Genomic DNA, 18,359 nt, shown 5'->3' on the forward strand with positions numbered 1-18,359 from the left:
CAAGCGAATCGTCCCCGGAACCTTGCGCGCATGTCCCGCCTCAGCATCTTCCCCGCCCTGCCCCGCAGCATCCTGTCCCTGTCCGCCGTCGCCCTGCTGTCGCTGTCGCCGGCCGTCCTCGCCCAGCCGGCCCCTGCGCCACAGGCCGAAGCCGATGCTGCCGAACGCGCGCAGCGTGTCGCCGAGGATGCGCGCCGGGCCGAGCTCGAGGCACAGGGGAAAGCCTTGCGCGACGAGGCCGAGGCCACGTTCAAGGCGACCGAGGCGGGGTGCTACGACAAGTTCCTGGTGAACCGGTGCATCGACCAGGCCAAGCGCCAGCGCCTTGACACCATCCAGCGCGCCCGTGCGCTGGAAGCCGAGGCACGCCAGATCGATCTCGCGCAACGCCAGCGCGCCGCGGCCGAAGTGCAGGCCAGCCAGCGTCTCGCCCCGCCCACCGAGCCCGCGGCACCGGCCCCCGACCCCGCCGCGGCCCAGCGTGGCGCCACCGTCATCCCGGTGCCCTCGCCCGATGTCGACATCGCGCCGACCCCCGAAGCCGATCGCATCCGCCGCGAGCGCGCTCAATCTGCAAGCGACGCCGCCGCGACGGCCGAGGCGCAACGCAACGCCCGCGACGCCGAACGTGCCGCCAAGCGTACCCAAGCCGAGGCCGAGGCCGCTGCGCGCGCCGAAGCCGCCGCGCGCGATCGCGCCCGCTACGAAGAGCGCCTGCGCAAGTACGAAGAAGAACAGGCCGCGAAGAAGAAGTAGGGGGCGAGGACCTACGCGCGGGGCAAGGCCCCGGGCGCACCCCTGATTGCCATCGCCGTCTACCGCAGCCTTACAGCGGTCGAACGCCCCGCGCCCAGTCCAGCGCGTCCTCGAGCCGGTCGTTGCCCCAGAACAGCTCATCGCCGACGCGGAAACTCGGCGCGCCGAACAGGCCTAGTTCCGCTGCGCGCTCGGTCTGGCAGCGCAGTGCGAGCTTGTTGGCATCGGCCAGCGCGCGGGCGATCACCGCCTCGGCATCCAGCCCCTGCGCCGTGAGGATGTCGGCAATCACCTCGCGCTGACCGATGTCCCGGTCCTCGGCGAAGTTCGCGTTCATCACCGCACGCGAGAACGGCGCCACCCAGCCTTCGCCCACACCGACCAACGCCACCCGCGCCGCCAGCACGCTGTTGCGCGGAAAGCCGCTGGGCTTGCGGAACGGCAAGTGGTGCTTGGCCGCCAGGCGCTCCAGGTCGCGCCACATGTAGCGCCCCTTCGGTGGATAGATGTTGAATGGCGAGTCGTTCCAGCCTAGCGCCATGAACACCGGCCCGAGCAGAAAGGGTTTCCACACCAGTTCGACTCCCGCCGCCTCGGCGAGCGGCTCGATGCGCATCACGGACAGCCAGGAATAGGTGCTGGCAAACTCGTACCAGAACTCGACGACGGGACGGGACATGACGGACTCCTGGAGGGACGCTGAACCGGCCCTCCACTATAGGCGATGAGCATGCCGAGCGCTCGGACCGTGCCCGGGAGGCGGCCACTCACTTTCGCCAGTTGAGCACCCACAGCGCCAGCGCGCCGGCGACCACGCCCCAGAACGCCGAACCGATGCCGCCCAGCGACAGCCCGGACGCGGTCACGAGGAAGGTCACCAGCGCGGGTTCGCGCTGGGCCTCGTCCTTCATCGCCGTCGCCAGCCCGCCGCCGATGGTGCCGAACAGCGCCAGGCCGGCGACGGCCAGCACCAGCTCGCGCGGGAAGGCGGCGAACAGCGCGCCCACCGTGGCACCGAACACCCCCACCAGGAGGTAGAACGCCCCGGCGAACACACTGGCCAGGTAGCGTTTCGCCGGGTCCTCGTGCGCCTCGCGCCCCATGCAGATCGCGGCTGTGATCGCCGCGAGGTTGATCGCGAAGCAGCCGAAGGGCGCGAGCACCAGACTTACCGCCCCGGTCCAGCTCACCACTGGCGACACCGGTACCTTGCCATAACCGGCAGCGCGCATCACCGCCACGCCGGGCACGTTCTGCGAGGTCATCGTCACGACGAACAGCGGCACGCCCACACCGATCATCGTCTGCCAGTCGAACTCGGGCATCGTGAACACCGGCGCCGCCGTCTCCAGCCTCAGCATGTCGAAGTTCAGCAGGCCCTGCGCCGCCGCGACCGCGCTGCCGAGCGCCAGCACGATCAGCACGGCATAGCGCGGCCACAGGCGCCGTGCGAGCAGGTAGGCGACGAACATCGCGAACACCAGCCCGAAACGCTGACCCATCGCCACGAACACCTCGATGCCGAAGCGCACGAGCACGCCGGCCAGCATCGCGGCAGCGATACCGGGCGGAATGCGGTCCATCACGCGCTCGAAACCACGCGTCACGCCCGCCAGCAGGATCAGCAAGGCACAGAACATGAAGGCACCAGTCGCCTGCTCGAGGCTCACACCAGCCAGCGCTGTCACCAGCAGGGCCGCGCCCGGGGTCGACCAGGCGGTGACCACTGGCGCGCGATAGCGCAGCGACAGGCCGATGCAGGTCACGCCCATCGCGATGCCGAGCGCCCACATCCATGAACTGATCTGCGCCGGCGTCGCGCCCGCCGCTTCCGCCGCCTGGAAGACGATGGCGGCGGAGCTGGTGAAGCCGACGAGAACGGTGACGAAACCGGCGGAAAGCGGAGCGAGGTAGGAACGCATGGGGGATCTGAGGACTGCCGCGGGATTAACGCGGGGCAGAATAGCTGACCCGCCCCTGCGCGGCCAGGACGCTCAGCCCGCCGTCGCCACCCTCGGCCCGGCGCAGGCCATCCTGTCGAACTGCGCGGCGAGTCCGTCGATCTCGGCGAGCAGTCGTTCGCGCTGCGCCGGGGAAGCGGCATTGAACACGTCGGCCAGCAACTGCAGGGTCAGTTGCCGGTTGTGCGCCACCTGCGCGTGATGCGCGGCAGGGGCGCTGGCGTCGAGCGGGGCGCGCAGCGCGGCGATGCGGGCGGAGAACTTCTGCGGGTCATGGCGCACCCGCAGTGTGTCGATCACGCCCTGCTGCCATTGGTGGCGATTCTCGAGCCACTGCTCGGTGGTGGGCTGCAAGGCGTCGCTCCAGGCCGCGACCAGCGCGCGCTGGCCGGCATCGAGACGGCCGAACCAGTTGCGCAGGCGCTTTTCCATGCGCTCGACCTGCGCCGCACGGCGCGCCTCGGCGCTGCCGCCGAGGAATTCCTTGCGCGCGTCGCGATCCCGGCGCTCGAAGGCCGCCGCCAGTTCGGCCACCTGTTCGTCCGACAGTCCGGCAAGCAGCACACCGGCGTCGTCGACCAGCTCCGTGCGCAGCTCGTCCCACCACGCCTCGCCCTGGCGCAGGAAGGGCTCGAGCTCGTGCGCGCCGATGCGCTCGCGCTGCAGGGTGTCGCGCGCCTCGCGCAGCAGGCCGACGTAGTCGGGCAGATGAGCGCGGCAGTGCCAGTCGAGCCGCGCGGCGAACCGCTGGTCGAGCAGGCTGCGCTGGCCAGCGTCGAAACTGACGTAGTCGCGCAGGTACCAGGGCACCAGCCAGTCGAGCTGGGAATAGGCGAAGCGCACGCCGCAGCCGCCGAGCAGCAGCGCGGAACACAGCAGGATCAGCAATCTTGCGCGAGCGATCATGTGCGCTCAGAGCGCGGCACCGCGGACAAAGTTCGCACCGGACAGCGGTGAGCCGTGCCCGGCGTGCTCGATGTCGTCAGTCGATGACGACCGGCTTGATGTCGCCGATGAACTGCAACCGCGCGCGCAGCGCCTTCGTCACCTCGACGCGGCCGTCATCGCTCACGCGCAGCGCATGCTCGATGCCGAAGCGGCGCGTCTGCTCGCGCCAGCCATCGCCGGCAAGATACGCGGGCTTGCTTGCGGCGTCGGACAGGGTGCCGACCGCCTCGCCCGCCGCGCCCTTGGGCGTCACCAGGAGGGTGAGCGACTGCGTGCCGTGTGCAGGCTGGCCAGTGCGCGGGTCGAGCAGGTGAGCGTGGCGAACGCCGTCGAGCATGAAGTAGCGCTGGTAGTCGCCCGAGGTGCCGACCGCCTCACCGTCGTACAGCGGCAGCGTGGCCAGCGGCGCGGGCTCGCGCGGATGCTGGATGCCGATGCGCCAGGGCTGGTCGCCCTTGCGCCCCAGCGCCAGCACGTTGCCGCCGATGTTGATCAGCGCGTTGGCCACGCCCTGCTCGCGCAGGATGGCCGCGGCACGGTCGAGCGCATAGCCCTTGGCGTAGCCGCCGAGATCGAGCTGCACCGCAGGGTTGCGGCTGCTGATGCGATTGCCGTCGATGACGAGGTCGCTCATACGCGGCCTGGCGGCGAGCAGGGCCGCGAGCTTGTCGGGGTCAGGACGCACCGGCACGAAGGTGTCGGTATGAAAACCCCACAGCGCCACCAGCGCGCCCAGCGCCGGATCGAACAGCTCGTCGCCAGTGGCGGCGATGCGCTGCGCGTCCCTCAGCATGGCTACGAGTTCGTCCGACACCGTCGCCGTTTCGCCGCGCGCGAGCGCCGCATTCAGCGTGGTCAGCTCGGACGGTTCCCAGGCGTGATAGGCGCGATGCAGGCGGTCGAACTCGCGCAGCACCGCGCCGGCCGCGGCATCCGCGGCGGCCTGGTCGGCCGCATACACGGCGACATCGACGCGGGTGCCGAACACGAAGGCCTCGTGGCGGAACACCTCGGCGCGCGAGCAAGCGCCCAGCAGCAGGATGCAGGAGAAAAGACCGAGCCAGCGCAACCAGCCGGCCGCCATCGAAGCGGGCGACACCATCAGTTGCAGGCCTGCTCCAGCTTGTCGATGACCAGCCCGGCGACGTCGAAGCCCTGCTGCGTGGCGATCTCGACCATGCAGGTGGGGCTGGTGACGTTGATCTCGGTGAGGTGTCCGCCGATGACGTCGAGCCCGACGATCAGCAGGCCGCGCGCCCACAGGATCGGCGCCAGGTATTCGGCAATCTCGCGTTCGCGCGCGGTCAGCGGCATCGCCACGCCGCGGCCGCCGGCGGCGAGATTGCCGCGCGTCTCCCCGGCCTGCGGGATGCGCGCCAGCGAGAACGGCACAACCTCGCCGCCGATGATCAGCACGCGCTTGTCGCCGTCGGCGATCTGCGGCAGGTAGCGCTGCGCCATGATCGTGCGCGCGCCTTCCTGCGTCAGCGTCTCGATGATGACGTTGCGGTTGGGGTCGTCCTTCCGGACGCGGAAGATCTGGCTGCCGCCCATGCCGTCGAGCGGCTTGAGGATGACGTCGCCGATCTCGTCGATGAAGGCCTGGATGTCCACCGCGTCGCGCGCCACCAGCGAGGTCGCCATGAACTGCGGGAATTCGGTGATCGCGAGCTTTTCGGAATGGTCGCGGATCGCGCGCGGGTTGTTAAACACGCGCGCGCCGGCCTGCGCGGCATCCTCGAGCAGCCAGGTGGCGGTGACGTACTCGAAGTCGAACGGTGGGTCCTGGCGCATCAGCACGGCGTCGAAACCCGCCAGCGACAGCGCCTGCTCGGGTCCGGCCGGGGCGTACCAGGGCGCGTCGCCCGCCAGCAGGTGGATCGGCAATGCACGTGCGCTCACCGCGCCGTCACGCCAGGTCAGCGCAGCGCGCTGCATGGTCCATACCTGGTGACCGCGGGCAGCGGCGGCCCGCATCATGGCGATGCTGGAATCCTTGTAGGCCTTGAGTCCGTCGAGCGGGTCGAGGATGAAGGCGAGCTTGAGCGCACGGCTCATGCCGCCTCTCCCACTGCCTCGGCCGGCTCGGTCTCCTCGATCTCGACCGAGGCCGCCAGCAGCGCCAGGCGCGCGACCACGCCATAGGCGTAGAACCGATTCGGCGGCGCATCCGGCCCCTGGGCAACGTCGGGCAGGGTGCAGCAGGTGTCGAAGGCCAGCGGCTTGAAGTGCATGCCCGGCGCGTTGAGATTCTCGTCGCGGCCGCGCTCGGTGTGCACGCGGTAGAAGCCGCCCACCACGTAGTGATCCATCATGTACACGACGGGCTCGGCGACGCCGTCCTCCACCGTCTCGAAGGTGTGCACACCTTCCTGGATGATGACCTCGTGCACCTGCAGGCCTTCCTTCACCACCGCCATCTTGTTGCGTTGGCGGCGGTTGAGGCCGACCACCTCGGAAGCGTCCTTGACCGTCATCACGCCCATGCCGTAGGTGCCGGCATCGGCCTTGACCACCACGAAAGGCTCGTCGGTGACGCCGTATTCCTTGTACTTGGCGCGGATGCGGGTGAGCAGCGAATCGACCTGCGCCGCCAGGCACTCCTCGCCGGTACGCTCCTGGAAGTTGATCTGGCCGCAGACGCCGAACTCGGGGTTGATGCGCCAGGGGTCGATGCCGATCGCGGTCGCGAACTCGCGCGCGACGCGGTCGTAGCACTCGGCGTGCTTGGACTTGCGGCGCGAGTGCCAGCCGGCGTGCAGCGGCGGGATCAACCACTGTTCGTCCAGCCCCGTCAGCACCGGCGGTATGCCGGCGGACAGGTCGTTGTTCAGCAACACCGCGCAGGGGTCGAAGTTGTCCAGGCCGATGCGGCTGCCGCTACGGCGCAGCGGTTCCAGCGTCAGCGTGGCGCCGTTGGCCAGCTCCAGCACGGTCGGCTCGGCGATGTCGGGCAGCAGGCTGCCGATGCGCACGTCCAGGCCGGTGAGGCGCAGGATGGACACCAGCTTGGCCACGTTCTGCAGGTAGAACTGGTTGCGGGTATGGTTCTCGGGGATCAGCAGCAGCTTGCTGGCATCGGGGCAGATGCGCTCGATCGCCGCCTGCGCCGCCTGCACGCACAAGGGCATGAAGGCGTCGTTGAGGTTGTTGAAGCCGCCGGGGAACAGGTTCAGGTCGACCGGCGCGAGCTTGAAGCCCGAGTTGCGCAGGTCGGTGGAACCGTAGAAGGGCGGCATGTGGTCCTGCCACTGGCTGCGGAACCACTTTTCGATTTCGGTCGCGTTGTCGAGGAACTGGCGCTCCAGCTCGAGCAGCGGCCCGGTGAGGGCGGTGGTGAGGTGCGGGACCATGGATTGTCTGTCTCTGGAAGAGCCGCTGCCGGCCGGCAGGCGACGGATGGATTGGCCGGAATGTTACACCAAGGCCGCGGCCGTCCAATGACTGCGAACAACGCCTCGAACGGCTCGCCCCCCGGGGCGCCAGGCCGGTGTGCGCTCAAGCCGCCGGCGGCCTCAGCGGCAGACTGCGCGCCTCCTTCACCACCTCCATGACCACGTAGGTATGCGTCTGCTTGACGCAGGGCAGGCCGGAGATCTGGTCGCCCATCACGCGACGATATTCATGGATGTCCCGCGTGCGCACCTTGAGCAGGTAGTCGAAGTCGCCCGCGATCATGTGGCAGGACTCGATCTCCGGAATACGCCGCACCGCCTCGTTGAAACGGCGCAGGTCCTGCTCGGTGGTGCTGGTGAGCAGCACCTGCACGACGACGATATGGCCTGCGCCGATCGCATCGGGGTCGAGGTCGGCGTGGTAGCCGCGGACCACGCCGCTCTTCTCGAGCCGCCGCAGGCGCTCCGCGCAGGGTGTCTTGGTGAGGCCGACGCGGCGCGACAGCTCCACGATCGACAGGCGGGCGTCGGCCTGCAGTTCGGCCAGAATCTTGAAATCGATGCGATCCATTGCAGTGCAACAGCCATTTGGGCTGCGCTTTGGCTTCAGAGCGGGAATTATGACTGTATAGATTCGAATTTTGGAGCCATTAACTGTTGTTTTTAGCGAAGAATTCGGCCGATCGGACAGCCCCGCCCCGGGGCCTGCCGCACCCGACACCTGCCGGAGTCTCACGCCGTGGATCACCCCGCCTCGCTCACCGCCTCCACCCTGGCTGCCGCCGCCCTGCCGGCCACCCCGCGACCGCCCCAGCGCGCCGCCATCGACGCGGCGTGGCGCAGCCCCGAGCCGGAGTGCGTACCGCCGCTGGTCGAGGCCGCGCGTTTCGACGACGCCACGCAAGCGCGGATTCAGGAACTGGCACACAGCCTGGTCGCCGGCCTGCGCGCCAAGCGCAGCCGCTCGTCCGGCGTCGACGCACTGATGAAGGAATTCTCGCTGTCCAGCCAGGAAGGCGTTGCCCTGATGTGCCTGGCCGAGGCCCTGCTGCGGGTGCCGGACAAGGCCACCGCCGACCGCCTGATCCGCGACAAGCTGTCGGATGGCGACTGGCGTTCGCACGTCGGCAACAGCCCCTCGCTGTTCGTCAATGCCGCGACCTGGGGCCTCTTGATCACCGGCCGGCTGGTGTCGACCAGCAGCGAGGCCAGCCTGTCCGCCGCGCTCACCCGCCTTGTCGCCCGCGGCGGCGAGCCGCTGATCCGCAAGGGCATGGACCTGGCGATGCGCATGCTGGGCGAACAGTTCGTCACCGGCCGCGACATCGACGAAGCGCTTGAGCGCGGCCGCGCGCACGAGAAGCAGGGCTACCGCTACTCTTTCGACATGCTGGGCGAGGCGGCGATGACCGCCGAGGACGCCGAGCGCTACTTCCGCGACTACGAGCGCGCCATCCACGCCATCGGCAAGGCCTCGGCCGGACGCGGCGTGGTCGACGGCAACGGCATCTCGGTCAAGCTCTCGGCCCTGCACCCGCGCTACACCTGGTCGCAGCGCGAGCGGGTGTTCGCCGAGCTGCTGCCGAAGCTCAGGACCCTGTGCCTGCAGGCCAAGGGCTACGACATCGGCCTCAACATCGACGCCGAGGAAGCCGACCGGCTGGACATCTCGCTCGACCTGCTCGAGGCGCTGGCGCTGGACGACGCGCTCGCCGGCTGGGCGGGGCTGGGCTTCGTCGTGCAGGCCTACCAGAAGCGCGCGCCCTGGGTGCTCGATTTCGTCATCGACCTCGCGCGTCGCAGCGGCCAGCGCCTGATGGTGCGACTGGTCAAGGGCGCCTACTGGGACGCCGAGATCAAGCGCGCGCAGATCGACGGCCTCGCCGGCTACCCGGTGTATACGCGCAAGGTCTACACCGATGTCGCCTACCTCGCCTGCGCGAAGAAGCTGCTCGCCGCACGCGACGCGATCTACCCGCAGTTCGCCACCCATAACGCCCACACCCTGGCGGCGATCTACCATCACGCCGAGAACACCTCCCGCGGTACCTCCTGGCGCGCTGGCGACTACGAGTTCCAGTGCCTGCACGGCATGGGCGAGCCGCTCTACGACCAGATCGTCGGCCACGCCGAACGCCATCGCCTGGTACGGATCTACGCGCCGGTCGGCAGCCACGAGACCCTGCTCGCCTACCTGGTGCGCCGCCTGCTGGAGAACGGCGCCAACACCAGCTTCGTGAACCGCATCGTCGATGAGAACGTGCCGATCGACGAGCTGATCGCCGATCCGGTGGAACAGGCGGCCGCGCTCGCCGGCACGCCGCATCCGCGCATTCCGCTGCCGGCCGAGCTTTACGGCGCGCAGCGCGTCAATTCGGCGGGCATCGATCTCGCCAGCGAGCCGGTGCGGGCCCGCATCGCCGCCGCACTGCAGCGCAACCGCGACACCACGCACCGCGCCGGCCCGATCGTCCCGGGCATCGGCGCTCCGGACGCCAGCCGCGCCCGCACGGTAACCAACCCGGCCGACCAGGACGACATCGTCGGCCACGTCGTCGAGACCGATGGCGCCGAGGTCGAGGCGGCCCTCGCCGCCTCGGCGGCCGTCGCCGCCAACTGGGCCCACGCGCTGCCGGCCGAACGCGCTGCCTGCCTCGAGCGCGCCGCCGAACTGCTCGAACGGCACGCCGACGACCTGCTGGCGCTGGCCGTGCGCGAAAGCGGCAAGTCGTGGAGCAACGCGGTGGCCGAGCTGCGCGAGGCGGTCGACTTCTGCCGCTACTACGCGCAGCAGGCACGCGGCTTCGACAATGGCAGCCATCCGGCGCTGGGGCCGGTGCTGTGCATCAGCCCGTGGAACTTCCCGCTCGCCATCTTCGCCGGCCAGCTCGCCGCCGCGCTGGCCGCCGGCAACCCGGTCATCGCCAAGCCCGCCGAGCAGACGCCGCTGATCGCCGCCGCCGCGGTGCGCCTGTTCCACGCCGCCGGTGTGCCGGCTGCAGCGCTGCAACTGCTGCCGGGCCGCGGCGAGACGGTCGGCGCCGCGCTGGTGGCCGACGCCCGCATCCGCGGCCTGATGTTCACCGGCTCCACCGAGGTCGCCACCCTGATCAACCGCAGCCTCGCCGCGCGCGGCGGCAACGTGCCGCTGATCGCCGAGACCGGTGGCCAGAACGCGATGATCGTGGACTCCACCGCGCTGGCCGAGCAGGTCGTCGCCGACGTGCTGGCCTCCAGCTTCGACTCCGCCGGCCAGCGCTGCTCGGCGCTGCGCGTGCTGTGCCTGCAGGAAGACATTGCCGAGCGCGTGCTGCACATGCTGCGTGGCGCGCTTGACGAACTGCGCGTTGGCGATCCGGCCGACGTGCGCACCGACATCGGCCCGGTCATCGACGCCGAAGCCAAGGGCGGGCTCGAAGCCCACGTGCAGGCCATGCAGGCGAAAGGCGCCCGCGTCACCCGCCTGCCGCTGCCTGATCGCTGCGCACACGGCACCTTCGTCGCACCGACGATCATCGAGATCGACGCACTGGCCGAGCTCGGCCGCGAGCAGTTCGGCCCCATCCTGCACGTGCTGCGCTACAGCGCGGACAAGCTCGAGCTGCTGATCGACACCATCAACGCCAGCGGCTACGGTCTGACGATGGGCGTGCATACCCGCATCGACGAAACCGTGGACCAGGTCGCGGCCCGCGCCCACGTCGGCAACCTGTACGTCAATCGCAACATGATCGGTGCGGTGGTGGGCGTACAGCCCTTCGGCGGCGAAGGCCTGTCGGGCACTGGTCCCAAGGCCGGCGGTCCGCTCTACCTGCACCGCCTGCTGCAGCGCAGCCCCGGCCCCGACCTGATCAACGGCGCACTGCGCGTCGACCATGAGGCTTCGCCCGCGCTGATGGACGCCCTGCTCGACTGGCTGGACGGCGCCGGCCGCGCGCTGCTCGAGGGCGACGAGCTCGCCGTGCTGCGCGACCGAGCCGACGCCTATCGCGCGCGCAGCGTCAGCAGCCTGCGCCTGGCCCTGCCCGGCCCCACCGGCGAGGACAACAGCCTGCGCTTCGTGCCGCGCGGCACGGTCGCGGGCATCGCCACCAGCACGCCGGCGGCGCTGCACCAGCTGCTGGTGGCGCTGGCCACCGGCAACCACATCATCTTCGACGACACGCCGCTGCTGCGCAGCCTGCAGCAGATGCTGCCGGAGGCGCTGCGGACACAGGTGGCGCTGGACGCGCGCTGGCCGGAGCGCGACTTCGGTGCCCTGCTGGTCGACACGGGCGACGACGAAGCCCATGCCTGGCACGTGAAACTCGCCGCGCGTCCGGGCCCGATCCTGCCGCTGCTGCGGCCAACGCCGGAATACGACACCTGCCGGCTGGTGCACGAACGCACGGTCAGCATCAATACCGCGGCCGCCGGCGGCAACGCCAGCCTGATGGCAATGGGCGCCTGAGCGGCGGCGAAACCGGGCCATCACGATGCATCACACCCCCGCGAAAGCCCCACAGCTAGGGGCATCACGGATGGCAAGGCGGAGAAATTCGCTTACCTTACGGGACGCAATCGCCGCCGGTCTCAGCACCACGGTCGGCTGCGCCCGTTCAAACCCAAGCAACAAAGGAGACGTTTCATGAAGAAGACCCTGCTCGCCACCGCCGTGCTCGCGCTTGGCGGCTTCTCCAGCGCAGCCCTGGCCGATCTGCCGGTCGCCATCGCCGGCCCGATGACCGGCCAGTACGCCTCGGCCGGAGACCAGATCCGCAAGGGCGCGGAAATGGCCATCGCCGACATCAACGCCCGCGGCGGCGTGCTCGGCGAGAAGCTGAAGCTGGAAGTGGGCGACGACGCCTGCGATCCGAAGCAGGCCGTGTCGGTCGCCAACACGATGGTGAACAAGGGCATCGTGTTCATGCACGGCCACTGGTGCTCGAGCTCGACGATCCCGGCTTCCGAGGTCTATGTCGAAGCCGACATCCCGATGGCCACCGTTTCCACCAACCCGCAGGTTACCGAGCGCGGGCTGAAGAACATCTTCCGCATCATGGGTCGCGACGACCAGCAAGGCCTGGTGGCCGGCAGCTACATCGCCGACAGCTTCAAGGGCAAGAAGGTCGCCGTGGTCGACGACAAGAGCGCCTACGGCAAGGGCCTGGCCGACGAGATGGCCAAGGCGATGGAAGGCAAGGGCCTGAAGCCGACGCTGCGCGAAGCGATCACCGCCGGCGAGAAGGACTACTCGGGCCTGGTCACCAAGCTCAAGCAGGCAGGCGTCGAGGTCATGGCCTACGGCGGCTACCACACCGAAGTCGCGCTGATCCTGCGCCAGGCCCAGGCCGCGGGCCTGCAGCTGACGGTGATGGGCGGCGACACCATGACCAACTCCGAGCTCGTCACCGCCGCCGGCCCCGCCGCCGACAACGTGATGTTCACGTTCTCGCCCGACCCGCGCAAGAACCCGGACGCCGCCCCGGTGGTCGAGAAGTTCCGCGCCGCCAAGGTCGAGCCGGAAGGCTACGTGCTGTACGCCTACGCGGCGATGCAACTGTTCGAGCAGGCCGCCACCGCGGCCAAGAGCACCAAGTACGCCGACCTCGAGAAGGCGATGCGCGGCGGCACCTTCAAGACCGTGATCGGCGACCTGGCCTTCGACGCCAAGGGCGACCAGAAGGCGCCGGGCTTCGTCGTGTACCGCTGGCAAGGCGGCAAGTACGACTACGCCAAGTAATCTCCGCACCAGCCCCGGCACGGCCGGGGCCTCCCTGGCCGCCCGCCCACGAGGCGGGCGGCACAGTCCGGACCCAACGACAAGACGGCACGCTCGCGCCCTGCACTAGCCCACCCGCCAGCGCAACGCGAGGAACAGCCGTGCCACCACGGGAGACATCGTGGCCTACGCACTTCAGCAACTGATCAACGGGCTCACGCTCGGCGCCATGTACGGCCTGATCGCCATCGGCTACACGATGGTGTACGGCATCATCGGCATGATCAACTTCGCCCATGGCGACATCTTCATGGTGAGCGCGTTCATCGCGGTCACCGCCTTCACGATCCTCGCCGCCGCCGACGTGACCTCGATCCCGCTCGCGCTGACCTTCGTGCTGATCGTGTCGATCTTCTTCACCTCGGCCTACGGCTGGGCGGTCGAACGCACCGCCTACCGCCCGCTGCGCGGCTCGACCCGGCTGGCGCCGCTGATCTCGGCGATCGGCATGTCGATCTTCCTGCAGAACGCGGTGCAACTCACCCAGGGCGCGCGCGTCAAGCCGATTCCGCCGGTGCTCGAGGGCGGCGTGGTGCTTTGGGACGCCCCGGGCTTCACGGTGCAGATCGGCTGGAGCCAGATGCTGATCATCGTCACCACCGTGGTGCTGATGCTGGCCTTCACCTGGATGATCACCCAGACCCCCTTCGGCCGGCAGCAACGCGCCTGCGAGCAGGACCGCACCATGGCCTCGCTGCTCGGGGTGAACGTGGACCGCACGATCTCCTTCACCTTCATGCTCGGCGCGGCGCTGGCTGCGGTCGCCGGGGTGATGGTGACGGTGTACTACGGCGTGGTGGACTTCTTCATCGGCTTCCTCGCCGGCATCAAGGCGTTCACCGCGGCGGTGCTGGGCGGCATCGGCTCGCTGCCTGGGGCGATGCTCGGCGGCCTGCTGATCGGCCTGATCGAGTCCTTCTGGGCCGCCTACCTGTGGGCCGAATACAAGGACGTCGCCACCTTCGGCATCCTGTGCCTCGTGCTGATGCTGCGCCCCTCGGGCCTGCTCGGCCGGCCTGAAGTGGAGAAGGTCTGATGAGCGCCGTCGTCTTTGCGCGTCACGCGATGACGCCGGCCGAGCGCCTGCGCGATGCCGGCTGGGTGGCCTTCGTCGGTCTCATCCTCGGCATTCCGCTGGTCGGCCTCACCACCGTCGACGTGGGCGGCCGGCTCGGGGTCGAAACCCGCTTCGGCCTGCTCGTCGCCGCCGTCGCCGCCGTGTTCGCCGGCCGCCTGCTGCTGCGCTGGTCGATCGACCAGGCGCGCAACCGCAAGCTTGCCCGCGACCAGGCCAGCACCGCCACCGCCGCCGACCGCGCCCACGGCGCGCAGAAGGTGGTGACCGTGCTCGGCTGGGTGGCGCTGGGCGCCTCGATCGCCCTGCCGATCTTCTATTCCGACAACCGCTACGTGGTCGACACCGCCACCACGGTGCTGATCTACGTGATGCTGGGCTGGGGCCTGAACGTGGTCGTCGGCCTCGCCGGCCTGCTCGACCTGGGCTACGTCGCCTTCTATGCGGTCGGCGCCTACTCCTACGCGCTGCTGTCGACCCAGTTCGGCTGGAGCTTCTGGGAGGCGCTGCCGGTCTCCGGCGCGCTGGCCGCCACCTTCGGCATCCTGCTCGGCTACCCGATCCTGCGCCTGCGCGGTGACTACCTCGCCATCGTGACGCTGGGCTTCGGCGAGATCATCCGCATCATCCTGGTGAACTGGACCGAGTTCTCCGGCGGCCCCAACGGCATCAGCTCGATCCCGCGCCCGAGCTTCTTCGGCCTGGAGTTCACCCGCAGCGCACCGGAAGGCAGCCAGACCTTCGCCGGCTTCTTCGGCCTGGACTTCTCGCCGATGCACCGGCTGATCTTCCTCTACTACCTGATCCTGGTGCTGGCCCTGCTGACCCACGCCTTCGTGTCGCGGCTGCGCAAGCTGCCGGTGGGCCGCGCCTGGGAAGCGCTGCGCGAGGACGAGATCGCGTGCAAGGCGATGGGCATGAACACCACCAACATCAAGCTGTCGGCCTTCGCCATCGGCGCGATGCTGGGCGGCTTCGCCGGGGTGTTCTTCGCCGCGCGCCAGGGCTTCATCTCGCCCGAGAGCTTCGTGTTCACCGAATCGGCCATCATCCTCGCCATCGTCGTGCTCGGCGGCATGGGCTCGCAGATGGGCGTGGTGCTGGCGGCAACGCTGCTGGTGCTGATCCCCGAATTCGGCCGCAACTTCGCCGAATACCGCATGCTGCTGTTCGGCCTGGCGATGGTGCTGATCATGGTGTGGAAGCCGGGCGGCCTGCTCGCCCACCGCGAACCGACGCTGCGCCTGAACCCGCTGGGCAAGGCCGCCAGCAACAAGGAGGCTGCGTGATGAGCAAGACCCCCACCAGCACCCTGCTGTCGGTGCGCAACCTGACGATGCGCTTCGGCGGCCTCACCGCCATCGACGACCTGTCGCTGGAAGTGCCGGCCGGCCGCATCACCGGCATCATCGGCCCCAACGGCGCCGGCAAGACGACGCTGTTCAACTGCCTGACCGGCTTCTACAAGCCGACCACCGGCACGCTGCGCCTGGCCCACCCCAGTCACGGCGAGATGCGCCTGGAAGCCCTGCCCAGCCACCGCGTCGCGCGCGACGCCCAGGTGGTGCGCACCTTCCAGAACATCCGCCTGTTCCCGAAGATGACGGTGCTCGAGAACCTGATCGTCGCCCAGCACAACGTGCTGCAGCGCGCCTCGAAGTTCTCGATCGCCGGCCTCTTCAGCCTGCCCGGCTACCGCCAGGCGGAGAAGAATGCCATCGAGCGCGCGGCGATGTGGCTCGAGCGCCTCAAGCTCACCCACCTCGCCGACCACGCCGCCGGCGACCTGCCCTACGGCATCCAGCGCCGCATCGAGATCGCGCGCGCGCTGTGCGTCGATCCGGTGCTGCTGTGCCTGGACGAACCGGCCGCCGGCCTCAACCCGCGCGAATCGGCCGAGTTGAACGAGCTGCTGCTCTACCTGTGCGGCGAACTGGGCATCGCCATCCTGCTGATCGAGCACGACATGAGCGTGGTGATGAACGTGTCCGACCACATCGGCGTGATCAGCTACGGGCGCAAGATCGCCGAGGGCACGCCGGAGCAGGTCAAGAACGACCCGCAGGTCATCAAGGCCTATCTGGGCGAGGACGAGGAAGAAGGGGAAGCCGCAGCATGATGCTCAAGATGGAGGGCGTGCACGCCCATTACGGCCACATCCACGCGCTGCGCGGCATCGACGTCGAGGTGCAGGTCGGCGAGATCGTCACGCTGATCGGCGCCAACGGCGCCGGCAAGTCGACGCTGATGATGAGCCTGTTCGGCAACCCCAAGGCGAGCGCCGGGCGCATCGTGTTCGACGGCGAGGACATCACCCGCGTGCATACGCACGAGATCGCCCGCCGCGGCATCGCACTGGTGCCCGAAGGCCGACGCATCTTCCCCCGCATGACGGTGATCGAGAACCTGCAGATGGGCACGGCGCATGCCGACCCGGCCAACTACGCCGCCGACATCGCGCGCGTGTTCGCGATGTTCCCGATCCTCGAGGAGCGCCAGTCGCAGCGCGCCGGCACGCTGTCGGGCGGCGAGCAGCAGATGCTGGCGATCGGCCGCGCGCTGATGAGCCGCCCCAAGCTGCTGCTGCTCGACGAGCCTTCGCTCGGCCTCGCGCCGATCTACATCCGCAAGATCTTCCAGATCGTGAAGGAACTGAACCGCGACCACGGCATGACCATCCTGCTGGTCGAGCAGAACGCCAACCAGGCGCTGCGCGTGGCACATCGCGGCTACGTACTGCAGCACGGCGAGATCACGCTCTCCGGTAGCGGTTCGGAGCTGCTGGCGAGTCCGGAGGTGCGGGCGGCGTACCTGGAGGGCGGTCACGCCTGATCGGCGATAATCCGCGGCCGTCCTCCTCGATGCATCCGATGTCCTCCACCGCCCAACCCGCACGCTGGCTTCCCTTCGTCGTCCTCGGTATCGGTCTCACCGCGATCTCCTTCGGTGCCATCTTCGCCCGCCTCGCCCAGGCCGAGGGCGTCAGTTCGCTCGCGGTGGCGACCTGGCGGCTCGGCTTCGCGGCGCTGATCATCACCCCGGTGGCCTTCCTGCAGTCGCGCCACGAACTCGCGCGCCTGACCCGCAAGCAGATCGGCATGGCGCTGGCCGCCGGCTTCTTCCTCGCGCTGCATTTCGCCACCTGGATCAGCTCGCTCGAGTACACCTCGGTCGCCTCCAGCACCGCGCTGGTGACGACCAACCCGCTTTGGATCGGGCTCGCGTCCTTCCTGATCTTCCGCGAGACGCCGACGAAGATGATGATCGGCGGCATCGCGCTGTCCTTCGCCGGCAGCCTGTTCATCTTCTGGAGCGACAGCCAGACCGCCGGCGCCGGCAGCAACCCGATGCTGGGCAACCTGCTGGCGCTCATCGGCAGCTGGTGCTTCTCCGCCTACCTGCTGATCGGCCGCCGCCTGCGCGCCGGGCTGGGGCTGCCGGCCTACATCTGGCTGGCCTACGGCGCGGCAGCGCTGTTCCTGTTCGCCGCCAGCGGCGCGGGCGGCGTGGAACTCTTCACCCTGTCGAACACCGCCTGGCTGGTGCTGCTGGCAATGGCGCTCGGCCCGCAACTGCTCGGCCACACCGCCTACAACTGGTCGCTGCGCTACGTGTCGGCGACCTTCGTCGCGGTGGTCACGCTGGGCGAGCCGGTGGGCAGCGCGCTGATGGCCTTCATCATCTTCGGCGAAGGCTTCGCGCCGCTGCAGTTCGTGGGCTTCAGCCTGCTGCTGGTGGGGATCTACCTGGCAGCGAAGGGCGAGAAGGGCTGAGATCGCGGCGGACGCACACCGCCGGGCCTCAGCCTGCCAGGCCCAGTTCCCGCAGGCGCGCATGGATGCCGGCTGCCATCCGCGCGTACCCTGCCGCGTTCGGATGGATCCTGTCGGCGCACAACTCCGGCCGGCCGAGGATGTCGGAGAACACGTCCGGCACCAGCGGCACGCCTTCTTCCTCGGCGAGTTCGGCGTAGATCGGCGCATCGGAGGGCCGGCCCGCCACGGCACTCAACAGCGACAGTTCGGGCACGCCGACCAGGGCGACCTGCGCTCCGCTGTCCCGGGCCATGCGCACGATCCTGCGCAGGTCTTCCTTGACCTCGACCTGCGCGCGACGGCGCAGGAAGTCGTTGCCACCGATCTCGACGACCACCAGCGCAGGCGAATACTCCTCCAGCAGAGCGGGCAAACGGTGCTGACCTGCGAGCGCCGTATCCCCCGGGATGCCGGCATTGACGATGTCCCAGCCGGTCAGGTCCGCCAGGAGGCTCGGCCAGTCCTCGCCCTCCGAGGCGCCCGTCCCGTACGTCACACTGTCGCCGAACGCCAGCACGACCGACTCGGCCGGCAGCGCGACCAGGCGCGGCAGATCACGACCACAGCCGGCAAGCAGCGCAGCGCCCAGCAGTCCGCTCAGAAAAACGCGTCGTTTCATGTTCCGTCTCGTCTCCCAATCATTCAGCG

16 protein-coding genes are annotated in these 18,359 nt (G+C 69.3%); 8 read left to right on the forward strand and 8 right to left on the reverse strand.

The annotated features are described in order from the left end of the window. Positions 1-30 precede the first annotated feature (30 nt). Positions 31-756 carry a hypothetical protein gene (locus CGK74_RS03800; protein ID WP_094267165.1) on the forward strand — a complete coding sequence of 242 codons (726 nt, stop codon included), beginning with the start codon at positions 31-33 and terminating at the stop codon, positions 754-756. A gap of 70 nt (positions 757-826) precedes the next feature. Here CGK74_RS03800 and CGK74_RS03805 read toward each other — a convergent pair whose 3' ends face one another. From CGK74_RS03805 to CGK74_RS03835, 7 genes are all read right to left on the reverse strand, one after another. Next, a complete protein-coding gene (locus CGK74_RS03805) occupies positions 827-1,435 on the reverse strand; it encodes a 2-hydroxychromene-2-carboxylate isomerase (protein ID WP_094267166.1) in 609 nt (202 codons plus the stop codon). A gap of 88 nt (positions 1,436-1,523) precedes the next feature. Further along, entirely contained in the window at positions 1,524-2,678 is a 1,155-nt protein-coding gene (locus CGK74_RS03810) for a benzoate/H(+) symporter BenE family transporter (RefSeq protein WP_094267167.1), read from the reverse strand. 72 nt (positions 2,679-2,750) lie between these two features. Next, positions 2,751-3,623 (reverse strand): DUF6279 family lipoprotein, encoded by an 873-nt coding sequence (locus tag CGK74_RS03815; protein WP_094267168.1) that lies wholly within the window; start codon positions 3,621-3,623, stop codon positions 2,751-2,753. 76 nt (positions 3,624-3,699) lie between these two features. Next, complete coding sequence (locus tag CGK74_RS03820; RefSeq protein ID WP_206186171.1) at positions 3,700-4,767, reverse strand: FAD:protein FMN transferase; 1,068 nt, start codon at positions 4,765-4,767, stop codon at positions 3,700-3,702. After that, positions 4,767-5,723, reverse strand: coding sequence for a glutathione synthase (gene gshB / locus CGK74_RS03825; protein ID WP_094267169.1), 957 nt, complete (start codon positions 5,721-5,723; stop codon positions 4,767-4,769). The genes CGK74_RS03820 and gshB overlap by 1 nt, the downstream gene beginning before the upstream one ends. Then, complete coding sequence (gene gshA, locus CGK74_RS03830) at positions 5,720-7,018, reverse strand: glutamate--cysteine ligase (RefSeq protein WP_094267170.1); 1,299 nt, start codon at positions 7,016-7,018, stop codon at positions 5,720-5,722. Before gshA ends, gshB begins: the two co-directional genes overlap by 4 nt. A 145-nt stretch (positions 7,019-7,163) precedes the next feature. Beyond that, positions 7,164-7,631 carry an Lrp/AsnC ligand binding domain-containing protein gene (locus CGK74_RS03835; RefSeq protein ID WP_094267171.1) on the reverse strand — a complete coding sequence of 156 codons (468 nt, stop codon included), beginning with the start codon at positions 7,629-7,631 and terminating at the stop codon, positions 7,164-7,166. A gap of 168 nt (positions 7,632-7,799) precedes the next feature. On the opposite strand from CGK74_RS03835, the gene putA reads away from it, so the two are divergent. From putA to CGK74_RS03870, 7 genes are all read left to right on the forward strand, one after another. Continuing rightward, on the forward strand, positions 7,800-11,510 hold the full coding sequence (gene putA, locus CGK74_RS03840) for a trifunctional transcriptional regulator/proline dehydrogenase/L-glutamate gamma-semialdehyde dehydrogenase (RefSeq protein ID WP_206186172.1): 3,711 nt from the start codon (positions 7,800-7,802) through the stop codon (positions 11,508-11,510). A 177-nt stretch (positions 11,511-11,687) separates the two neighbouring features. Then, positions 11,688-12,782, forward strand: a complete 1,095-nt coding sequence (locus CGK74_RS03845; protein WP_094267173.1) for a branched-chain amino acid ABC transporter substrate-binding protein — start codon at positions 11,688-11,690, stop codon at positions 12,780-12,782. 160 nt (positions 12,783-12,942) lie between these two features. Next, positions 12,943-13,857, forward strand: coding sequence for an ABC transporter permease subunit (locus CGK74_RS03850; protein ID WP_004291282.1), 915 nt, complete (start codon positions 12,943-12,945; stop codon positions 13,855-13,857). After that, positions 13,857-15,185, forward strand: coding sequence for a high-affinity branched-chain amino acid ABC transporter permease LivM (gene livM / locus CGK74_RS03855; protein WP_094267174.1), 1,329 nt, complete (start codon positions 13,857-13,859; stop codon positions 15,183-15,185). The genes CGK74_RS03850 and livM overlap by 1 nt, the downstream gene beginning before the upstream one ends. Continuing rightward, positions 15,185-16,015, forward strand: a complete 831-nt coding sequence (locus tag CGK74_RS03860; RefSeq protein ID WP_094267175.1) for an ABC transporter ATP-binding protein — start codon at positions 15,185-15,187, stop codon at positions 16,013-16,015. Before livM ends, CGK74_RS03860 begins: the two co-directional genes overlap by 1 nt. Continuing rightward, the gene (locus tag CGK74_RS03865; protein WP_094267438.1) at positions 16,015-16,728 is read left to right on the forward strand and encodes an ABC transporter ATP-binding protein; all 714 of its coding nucleotides are present in this window, start codon (positions 16,015-16,017) and stop codon (positions 16,726-16,728) included. Before CGK74_RS03860 ends, CGK74_RS03865 begins: the two co-directional genes overlap by 1 nt. 38 nt (positions 16,729-16,766) lie before the next feature. Continuing rightward, positions 16,767-17,669 carry a DMT family transporter gene (locus tag CGK74_RS03870; protein ID WP_094267439.1) on the forward strand — a complete coding sequence of 301 codons (903 nt, stop codon included), beginning with the start codon at positions 16,767-16,769 and terminating at the stop codon, positions 17,667-17,669. 28 nt (positions 17,670-17,697) lie between these two features. Here the strand turns inward: CGK74_RS03870 and CGK74_RS03875 are convergent, their stop codons facing one another. Next, on the reverse strand, positions 17,698-18,330 hold the full coding sequence (locus CGK74_RS03875) for an arylesterase (RefSeq protein ID WP_094267176.1): 633 nt from the start codon (positions 18,328-18,330) through the stop codon (positions 17,698-17,700). Positions 18,331-18,359: the final 29 nt, after the last annotated feature.

Origin of the sequence: Thauera propionica (assembly GCF_002245655.1) — a bacterium.
Lineage (GTDB): Bacteria > Pseudomonadota > Gammaproteobacteria > Burkholderiales > Rhodocyclaceae > Thauera > Thauera propionica.